The sequence below is a fragment of the Streptomyces sp. A1277 genome (assembly GCF_004795015.1).
Lineage (GTDB): Bacteria > Actinomycetota > Actinomycetes > Streptomycetales > Streptomycetaceae > Streptomyces.
The window spans coordinates 49,440-56,485 of sequence record NZ_SSBI01000054.1 but is presented as its reverse complement, the minus strand read 5'-3'; the positions used below and the strand labels follow the sequence as shown (position 1 = coordinate 56,485).

General features: G+C 73.8%; 8 protein-coding genes. All 8 read left to right on the top strand.

The features are described from left to right. The coding region (malQ, locus tag E6R18_RS29065; RefSeq protein ID WP_136319860.1) for a 4-alpha-glucanotransferase at positions 1-1,342 on the top strand (1,342 nt) is incomplete at its 5' end. A gap of 38 nt (positions 1,343-1,380) precedes the next feature. Further along, a complete protein-coding gene (locus E6R18_RS29060) occupies positions 1,381-1,593 on the top strand; it encodes a hypothetical protein (protein ID WP_136319862.1) in 213 nt (70 codons plus the stop codon). A gap of 129 nt (positions 1,594-1,722) precedes the next feature. Next, positions 1,723-2,643 carry a LysR family transcriptional regulator gene (locus E6R18_RS29055; RefSeq protein ID WP_136319859.1) on the top strand — a complete coding sequence of 307 codons (921 nt, stop codon included), beginning with the start codon at positions 1,723-1,725 and terminating at the stop codon, positions 2,641-2,643. Positions 2,644-2,701: 58 nt separating this feature from the next. Continuing rightward, positions 2,702-3,871, top strand: coding sequence for an allantoicase (gene alc, locus E6R18_RS29050; protein ID WP_136319858.1), 1,170 nt, complete (start codon positions 2,702-2,704; stop codon positions 3,869-3,871). 264 nt (positions 3,872-4,135) lie between these two features. Further along, positions 4,136-5,008, top strand: a complete 873-nt coding sequence (locus E6R18_RS29045; protein WP_136319857.1) for an STAS domain-containing protein — start codon at positions 4,136-4,138, stop codon at positions 5,006-5,008. Next, complete coding sequence (locus E6R18_RS29040) at positions 5,005-5,382, top strand: STAS domain-containing protein (protein WP_136319856.1); 378 nt, start codon at positions 5,005-5,007, stop codon at positions 5,380-5,382. Before E6R18_RS29045 ends, E6R18_RS29040 begins: the two co-directional genes overlap by 4 nt. After that, a complete protein-coding gene (locus tag E6R18_RS29035) occupies positions 5,379-5,804 on the top strand; it encodes an anti-sigma regulatory factor (protein ID WP_136319855.1) in 426 nt (141 codons plus the stop codon). The genes E6R18_RS29040 and E6R18_RS29035 overlap by 4 nt, the downstream gene beginning before the upstream one ends. Then, entirely contained in the window at positions 5,792-7,045 is a 1,254-nt protein-coding gene (locus E6R18_RS29030) for an ATP-binding protein (protein ID WP_136319854.1), read from the top strand. The genes E6R18_RS29035 and E6R18_RS29030 overlap by 13 nt, the downstream gene beginning before the upstream one ends. The last annotated feature ends 1 nt before the right edge of the window (position 7,046 follow it).

Below are 7,046 nucleotides of genomic sequence, written 5' to 3'. Positions count from 1 at the left end.
CGTCTGGGCGCTCAAGCGGCAGGCCCTGGAACTGCTCGTCGCCGTCCCCCTGACCCCCGGCCGCCGCGCCGCCTACTGCGACTTCCTCGCCGCGCAGGGCCGGGCCCTGGAGGACCACGCCCTGTGGTGCGCGCTGGCCGAGGTGCACGGCTCCGACTGGCACCACTGGCCGGCCGAGCTGCGCGACCCCCGCTCCGACGCCACCGCCCGCGCCCGCTCCGAACTGCTCGACCGGGTCGACTTCCACTGCCGGCTCGCCTGGCTGACCGACGCCCAGCTCGCCGACGCCCAGCGTGCCGCCCGGGAGGCCGGAATGGCCGTCGGCGTCGTCCACGACCTCGCCGTCGGCGTGCACCCCGGCGGCGCCGACACCTGGGCCCAGCAGGACGCCTTCGCCCACGGCATGTCCGTCGGCGCGCCCCCGGACGCCTTCAACGCGCGCGGCCAGGACTGGGGACTGCCGCCCTGGCGCCCCGACACCCTCGCCGCCTCCGGCTACGCCCCGTACCGCGGACTGCTGCGCGGGCTCCTCGCCCACGCGGGCGCCCTGCGCATCGACCACGTGATGGGGCTCTTCCGGCTCTGGTGGGTGCCCGAGGGCCGTCCGCCCACCGAGGGCACCTATGTCACCCACGACGCGGAGGCGATGCTCGCCGTCCTGGTCCTGGAGGCGCACCGGGCCGGCACCGTCGTCATGGGGGAGGACCTGGGCACCGTCGAACCGGGCGTCCGCGAGGCGCTGGCCCGGCGCGGCGTCCTCGGCACCTCCGTCCTCTGGTTCGAACGGGACTGGTCGGGCACCGGCCGCCCGCTCGCCCCCGAGCAGTGGCGCGAGGACTGCCTGGCCACCGCCACCACCCACGACCTGCCCTCCACCGCGGCCCGGCTGACCGGCGATCACGTGACGCTGCGCCACCGCCTCGGCCTGCTCACCCGCCCGCTGGACGAGGAGCGCCGCGAGGACGGGGCCGACACCGCCGAGTGGCTGGCCCTGCTCGCCCGGCTCGGGATGCTCCCGGAGGGCGGCGGCGACGAGGAGGCCGCCGTCCGGGCCGTCCACCGCTTCCTGCTGCGCACCCCCGCCCGGATGGCCGGGGTCTGGCTCCCCGACACGATCGGCGACCGCCGCCCGCAGAACCTCCCGGGCACCTGGGACCAGTACCCCAACTGGCGGCTGCCCATCGCCGACGCGGAGGGCCGCCCGGTCACGCTGGAGGAGTTGGCCGCCTCGCCGCGCCTGCACCGCCTGATGGACGTCCTGCGGCCCCGTCAGGAGCCTCCGGAGACCGGTTCGGCGCTCCCGGGGACCCGTACGGCACCCCCGGGCGCGCGGCCCGCTTAGGCGTTCGCTACGTTTGCACCGTGGACAAGAAGAACGCTATGCGCGCCGGCGCCGTCGCCGCCGGAACGACGCTGATGATGCTGCTCATGTCGTCCCCCGCGCTCGCGCTCACCCGCGACGACGGTGACGACCCGGGCCCCGGCCTGAGCGTGATCGACACGATCGGCCTGTACGTCGCGGCGCCCATCGTCCTGTTCGCGGTCATCGCGGGCCTGGTCATGGTCCTCGACAAGTCCAAGAAGCAGGTCTGACCCACCTGCCCGGTGATCAGGGCCCCGGGCCCCGGTCCCACCCCGCACGGCGCGGACGCGCCGCACGGTGACCCCCACCGCGCGGCGCACACGCATGTCCGGGCCCGCGCGCGGCGGTAGGTTGCGGCCATGACCGAGTGGGACGTCAAGAAGCTCCGCATCCTGCGCACCCTGCGCGACCGGGGCACGGTCACCGCGACCGCCGACGCCCTGCTGATGACCCCGTCGGCCGTCTCCCAGCAGCTCTCCAACCTGGCGAAACAGCTCGGCGTGCCCCTCCTGGAGGCCCAGGGCAGGCGCGTCCGGCTGACCGACGCCGCCCATCTCGTCCTGCGCCACGCCGAGGCGGTCTTCGCCCGACTGGAGCGCGCCGACGCCGAACTGACCGGCTATCTGCGCGGCGAGGCGGGCGAGGTGCGCGTCGCCGCCTTCGCCACCGCCGTGCCCGCACTCGTCGTCCCGGCCGTGCAGCGGCTGCGCGCCGAGCACCGGCCCGGCCCGGACGTCCGGGTCCGGGAGGCGGAGGCCGCGCAGGCGTACGACCTCCTGGCCGCCGCCGAGGTGGACCTCGCGCTGTCGCTGGCCGCCCACGCACCCACGGCCGCCGACCCCCGCTTCGCCGTGCTGCCGCTGCTCGCCGACCCGCTCGACGTGGCCCTGCCCGCAGGCCACCGGCTCGCGGAGGCGCCCGGGCTGCGGCTGGCCGACCTGTCCGCCGAGCCGTGGATCTTCGGCGGATCGGAGCCCTGGTCGGAGATCACCACCGCCGCCTGCCAGGCCGCGGGCTTCGTCCCCGAGCAGGCCCACAGCGCCTCCGGCTGGACCGCGATCCTCGCCATGGTGGAGGCGGACATGGGCGTCGCCCTCATCCCGCGCATGGCGTCGGCGGAACGGCAGGCCCGGCACGGGGTGGTGATGCGGGTGCTCGACGCCGACCGGCCCCGGCGCCATGTGGTCGCCGCCGTCCGGCGCGGGGCGGAAGAGGGGCCCGCGGTCGCCCGGCTGCTCGACGCCCTGCGCGAGGTCGCGGAACCGTTCAGCATGCCTTAAAGACGGGTGCGAAAACTTTCGATGGACCTGATCGCTTCAGTCGTACGACAGTGAACGCATGACCTTCGAACAGAACGACCCGGGCGCACGGAATGAGAACCGCCACGAGACCACCCCCGACGACCCCCACGCCAACGACGCGGCCCCGTACGGCGGCGGAGACCCGTACGCCGACTACCGCACCGCCGACCTCCCCTTCACCGACCTCGTCGACCTCGCCGACCGGCGGCTCGGCGCGGGCGTGATCGCCGCCAACGACGAGTTCTTCGCCCAGCGCGAGAACCTCCTGCTCCGGGAGCGCGCGGTCTTCGACCCCGAGCACTTCGGCCACAAGGGCAAGATCATGGACGGCTGGGAGACTCGCCGCCGGCGCGGCGCCGACGCAGAGCACCCCTTCCCGGCCCCCGACGAGCACGACTGGGCCCTGATCCGCCTCGGCGCCCCCGGCATCATCCGGGGCATCGTCGTGGACACCGCCCACTTCCGCGGCAACTACCCGCAGCGCGTCTCCGTCCAGGCCACCTCGGTCCCGGGCTCGCCCGGCCCGGACGAACTCCTCGCCGACGACGTGAAGTGGGAGGAGATCGTCCCCCCGACACCCGTACGCGGCCACGCCGCCAACGGCTTCGAGATCACCGGCGGGCGCCGCTGCACCCACATCCGCCTCCGCCAGCACCCCGACGGCGGCATCGCCCGCCTCCGCGTGCACGGCGAGGTGGTCCCCGACCCGTCCTGGCTCGCCGCGCTCGGCACGTTCGACCTGATCTCGGTCCTGAACGGCGGCAGCTACGAGGACGCCTCGGACCGCTTCTACTCCTCGCCGACCCAGATCATCCTGCCCGGCACCTCCCGCAAGATGGACGACGGCTGGGAGAACCGCCGCCGCCGGGTCCGCGACACCCACGACTGGGTCCGCTTCCGGCTGCCCGCCCAGGGCGCCGTCCGCGCGGTCGAGATCGACACCGCGTATCTCAAGGGCAACGCGGCCGGCTGGATCGCCCTCCAGGGCCGTGACGGCGAGAGCGGCGAGTGGTTCGGGATCATCCCGCGCACCCGGCTCCAGCCCGACACCCCGCACCGCTTCCCGCTGCCGGCCGAGGCCGTGGTCACCCACGTCCGGCTGGACGCCTTCCCCGACGGCGGGGTGGCCCGGATGCGCCTGCACGGCTCCCTGACCGAGTCCGGGGCCGCCGCACTGACCGCCCGCTACGAGGCATCGGCCTCGTAAACCCCCGGCTCCCGCCCGGCGGACGGCCGCGCGTCAGCGCCTGCCCGCCGGGCGGTTTCCATTCGCCGCGGTTCCCCGGAGATTCCCTGGTGTGAAGGTGCTGTGCAGGGGCAAGTGGATGTGCGTGCTCCCGCCGCTCCGGATTCCCGATCGCCGATCGCACCCGAGGCGGCCGGCCGCCTTCCGGCACGGCCCGACGACGGTGCGACCCACCGGCGCCGGTATCAGGGGAGTCATGGCATACGCTGCGAGCGATTGCAGCGTATGTCTGAATCAGAGGGAGTCATTGCGGTGACAGAACACGATATACCCACCCGGCTCGTCGAGTTGTTGACGGCCGAGCAGGAAGCGCTCGGCGCGGCCTGGGTGGAGGCGGTCTCGCGCACCCTGCGGGGGCGCATCTCCCTCTCGGAGCTCAACCGCGAGCTCCAGGAGCTGTACGCCGCACTCGTGGCAGGTCTGCGCGAGGGCGGGCTCGACTGGCAGGCGGACGCCTTCGCCGAGACGCGCGCCCTTCTCGCCGAACTCTCCCGCGCGCGGGCCCGGCAGGGCTTCACGCCGACCGAGACCGCCACCAGCGTGCTGGCGGCGAAGGACGTCCTGGCGCCCACCGCCGACACCTCGGTCGCGGATCTGCGGTCCTACCTCCAGTTCGGCAAGCTCATCGACGCGCTCGGCCTCTACACCCTTGAGGTGTACGCCAGGACGCGCGAGGAGATCATCAGCGCACAGGCCGAGCAGCTGATGGAACTCTCCACCCCCGTCGTGAAGCTGTGGGAGGGCGTGGTCGCCGTTCCGCTGGTGGGCACCCTCGACTCGGCGCGGACCCAGGTGGTGATGGAGAAGCTCCTCCAGGCGCTCGTCGACACCGGTTCGGACCAGGCGATCATCGACATCACCGGGGTGCCCGCGGTGGACACCGAGGTCGCCCAGCACCTGCTCAAGACGGTGGTGGCGGCCCGGCTGATGGGCGCCGAGTGCATCATCTCCGGCATCCGGCCCCAGATCGCCCAGACGATCGTCGCCCTCGGCATCCAGTTCGGCGACATCGTCACCAAGTCGTCCCTCGCCGACGCCCTCAAGCACGCCCTGCGCCGCAGCAACGCGGAAGCCGTACGGCCCGGCGGCCAGGCGTGAGCGAGCGCGTACCCGTACTGAAGCTGGGGGACGTGCTCCTCGTCTCCATCCAGGTCGAGCTGGAGGACCAGGTCGTCCTGGAGCTCCAGGACGACCTGGCCGCCCGCATCGTGGAGTCCGGTGCCACCGGGGTGGTCATCGACATCACCGCCGTGGAGATCGTCGACTCCTTCGTGGGCCGCATGCTGGCCACCACGGCGGCCATCTCCCGCATGCTCGACGCGCAGACCGTCGTCGTCGGGATGCGGCCGGCCGTCGCCATCACCCTCGTGGAACTCGGCCTTTCGCTCGGAGGCGTGCGCACGGCCCTCTCCCTGGAGAAGGGGCTGGAGATCCTGGCGCGGCGGGGCGACAGCCGTCCGGCCCAGCGATGAGCGGCTTCGCGCCCGTCCCCGACGCCGACCACGAGACCGTCTCGATCGCTTCCAACGACGACGTGGTCCGGGCACGCCAGCTGGTGCGCACCCTCGGCCAGCGCTGCAAGCTCTCGCTCGTCGACCAGACCAAGCTCGTCACCGCGGCGAGCGAGCTCGCCCGGAACACGCTGGTCTACGGCGGCGGCGGAGTCATGCGCGCGGGCCTGGTGCGCCGCGACGGGCGCCTCGGGGTGACCGCGGTCTTCGAGGACGAGGGCCCGGGCATCCCCGACATCGACCAGGCGCTGACCGACGGATGGACCTCCGGCGGAGGGCTCGGACTCGGGCTGAGCGGAGCCCGCCGCCTGGTCGACGACTTCACCCTGGAGACCGAGACCGGGCGCGGCACACAGGTTGCGGTGACCAAGTGGAGGCGCTGACCCTCCCGGTCCTGGACGCACAGGACGTCCTCTGGCTACGGGACCAGGAGGCGCTGCCCGCCGCGGCCCGCGGCGCGTCGGTCTCGCTGGCCCGGCGCATCGGGTTCGACGAGCAGCGGTGCGCCGAGGTCGCACTCGCCGTGAGCGAGGCCGCGACCAACCTGCGCAGGCACGCCGTCGGCGGAACCTTCCTGCTGCGCACGGTCCGGACACCGGACGACGCGGGCGTCGAATTCGTCACCCTGGACGACGGGCCGGGGATGGCGGACGTCGCGCACTCGCTCACCGACGGCACGTCCACGGGCGGCACCCTCGGCATCGGCCTGGGCGCCATCTCCCGTCTCGCCGACTTCTTCGACCTGCACTCCGTGCCCGGCCGGGGCACCGTACTGACCGCACGCTTCTGGACGAAGGAGGCGGCCCGGCGCATGGCTGCCTGCGGACGCCCCGTCGTGGAAGGGCTGACGAGGACGATCAGCGGAGAGGACGTGTGCGGGGACGCCTGGTTCGCCCGCCGGGCCGGCAGCCCGGTGGACGCCGGCCGGGGCCTGCGAAGGACCGGCGTCCCAGGACCCGCCACCGAGCCGGAGCGCTCGCCGGACGCCGCCCTGGGATGGGCGCAGCTGACCGGATTCCGGCCGGCCGGGAACGCCTCCCGGCCCGCGGCCGGGAACGCCTCCCGGCCCGCGGCCGGGACACCTTCCACACCCGCGGGCGGTGCCGGCTCGGACGAACCCGCTCTCCTGGTCCTGTTCTGCGACGGCCTGGGACACGGACCGCTGGCCGGCCAGGCCGCACAGGCGGCGGTGACCGCCTTCCGCGACTCCACCGCCGAGCAGCCCGACGCGATGCTCATGGACATCCACAGGGCGCTGCGCGGCGGCAGGGGCGGCGCCGTCGCCGTCGTACGCATCGAACCGCGCAGGGAGACCCTGTACTTCTGCGGCATCGGCAACGTCAGCACCTTCGTCGTGGACCCGGCCACCGGTAACAGGCGGACTCTTTCGTCGGCGCCCGGCATCGTGGGGCACCAGATGCCGACGCTGCGGGTCGTACAGCAGTCACTGCCTCGCAACAGCGCCGTGATCATGCACTCCGACGGTCTCACCGAGCGCTGGCAGGCGGCGGGACTGCCCGGCTTCCTGGAGCGTTCGCCGCTGGTGGCGGCCGCGCAGCTGCTGCGCGAGGCAGGTGTGCGCCGGGACGATGCCGGCGTCGTCGTCGCGAAGGGGCCCTGGTGAA

Excerpts from the sequence above, each read along its gene's own strand:
- E6R18_RS29060 (WP_136319862.1), top strand. The coding sequence starts at position 1,381 with ATGCGCGCCGGCGCCGTCGCCGCCGGAACGACGCTGATGATGCTGCTC.
- E6R18_RS29055 (WP_136319859.1), top strand. The coding sequence starts at position 1,723 with ATGACCGAGTGGGACGTCAAGAAGCTCCGCATCCTGCGCACCCTGCGC.
- alc (WP_136319858.1), top strand. The coding sequence starts at position 2,702 with ATGACCTTCGAACAGAACGACCCGGGCGCACGGAATGAGAACCGCCAC.
- E6R18_RS29045 (WP_136319857.1), top strand. The coding sequence starts at position 4,136 with ATGTCTGAATCAGAGGGAGTCATTGCGGTGACAGAACACGATATACCC.
- E6R18_RS29035 (WP_136319855.1), top strand. The coding sequence starts at position 5,379 with ATGAGCGGCTTCGCGCCCGTCCCCGACGCCGACCACGAGACCGTCTCG.